Source organism: Micromonospora sp. NPDC005220 (assembly GCF_040607895.1).
In the GTDB taxonomy this organism is placed as follows: domain Bacteria; phylum Actinomycetota; class Actinomycetes; order Mycobacteriales; family Micromonosporaceae; genus Micromonospora.
In genome coordinates this window covers 1-1,769 of record NZ_JBEXHP010000236.1, presented here as the reverse complement: position 1 = coordinate 1,769, position 1,769 = coordinate 1, and the positions used below count along the sequence as shown (strand labels likewise).

Here is a 1,769-nt window from a genome sequence, read left to right as displayed (position 1 = left end):
CGATCCACATGCAACGACCGCGGCACCACACCATGCCGCATCGCCAAGACCACCTTCATCACACCGGCCACACCCGCCGCCGCCTGCGTATGACCGACATTCGACTTCACCGACCCCAACCACAACGGCCGAACCCGACCCCGCCCATAAGCGGCAATCACCGCCTGCGCCTCGATCGGATCACCGAGCCGAGTGCCTGTCCCGTGCGCCTCCACCACGTCCACGTCGGCCGGTACGAGGCGCGCGTCGGCCAGCGCCCGTTCGATGACCCGCTGCTGCGCCGGCCCGTTGGGCGCGGTCAGGCCGCTGCTGGCGCCGTCGGAGTTGACCGCCGAGCCGCGTACCACCGCGAGGACCGGATGGCCGTTGCGGCGCGCGTCGGAGAGTCGTTCCAGCAGCAGCATGCCGGCCCCCTCGGACCAGCCGGTGCCGTCGGCGGCCTCCGCGAAGGGCTTGCACCGCCCGTCCGCCGCCAACCCGCGCTGCCGGCTGAACTCCACGAACATGCCGGGGGTGGCCATCACCGTGACGCCGCCGGCGAGGGCCAGGTCGCACTCGCCCTGCCGCAACGCCCGACTCGCCAGGTGGATCGCCACAAGCGACGACGAACACGCCGTGTCGACAGTGACCGCCGGCCCCTCCAACCCCAGCACGTACGCGACCCGCCCGGTCGCCACACTCCCGGCACTACCACTGCCCAGATAGCCCTCCAGCTCCGCGTCTGGGCGGGCCACCGAGGTGTAGTCGCTGTAGGCGACGCCCGCGTACACGCCCACGGCCCGGCCCCGCAGCCCGGCCGGGTCGATGCCGGCCCGCTCGATCGCCTCCCAGGACGTCTCCAGCAGCAGCCGCTGCTGCGGGTCCATCGCCTGCGCCTCGCGGTGGCTGATCCCGAAGAAGTCGGCGTCGAAGAGGTCGATGCGGTCGAGGAAACCGCCGTGCCGGGTGTACGAGGTGCCGGGCCGCGCCGGGTCCGGGTCGTGGATCGCCTCCAGATCCCACCCCCGGTCGGTCGGGAAGTCACCGACGGCGTCCCGGCCGTCGGCGAGCAGCCGCCACAGGTCCTCCGGGCTGCGCACGCCGCCGGGTAGCCGGCAGCTCATGGCCACGATGGCGATCGGGTCGGGCTCCTCCAGCTCGCGGACCCGTTGCCGGGTCCGGCGCAGGTCGTCGGTGACCAACCGCAGGTACTCGCGGAGCTTGTCTTCGTTTGACATTCCGGTGGCTCCCCGCTTCACGACAGTCCGAGCTCGTGGTCAATGAGGGCGAACAACTCGTCGTCGTCCACCGGCGCGGGTCGCGGTGAGTCCGCCTCCGCTCCGGCGTGGCGAACCTTGGTCAGCAGCGCCTCCAGGCGGGCGGCGACCCGGCGCCGAGTGGCGGTGTCGTCGGCGGCCGAGGCGACGACGGCCGCCAGGCGATCCAGCTCCGCGAGGACGTCGGTCCCGTCGGCGCCGGCGAGTTCGGCCTCCAGGTGCCGGGCCAGCGCGCCGGGTGCCGGATGGTCGAACAGCACAGTGGCCGGCAGCGGCAGACCGGTGCTCTCGGTGAGCTGGTTGCGCAGCTCCACGGCGGTCAGCGAGTCGAAACCGGCGTCGAGGAACCCCTTGTCGGGGTCGATGCCGGCCGGGTCGGGGTGCCCGAGGACGGCGGCGGCGCTCACCCGTACCAGATCGAGCAGGACCTCGATGCGCGCGGACGCGGACCGCCCGGTCAGACGCCGCCGCAACGCGGCCCCGCCGGGTTCGGCACCGGCGGCGGCCCGGCGG

General features: G+C 73.3%; 2 protein-coding genes. Both read right to left on the bottom strand.

The genetic code is table 11. The features are described from left to right. A partial coding sequence (locus ABZU52_RS32380; protein ID WP_354974709.1) for a beta-ketoacyl synthase N-terminal-like domain-containing protein occupies nucleotides 1-1,217 on the bottom strand: 1,217 nt, incomplete at its 3' end. 17 nt (nucleotides 1,218-1,234) lie between these two features. Next, on the bottom strand, nucleotides 1,235-1,769 hold a 535-nt coding region (locus ABZU52_RS32375), incomplete at its 5' end, for an acyl carrier protein (protein ID WP_354974708.1).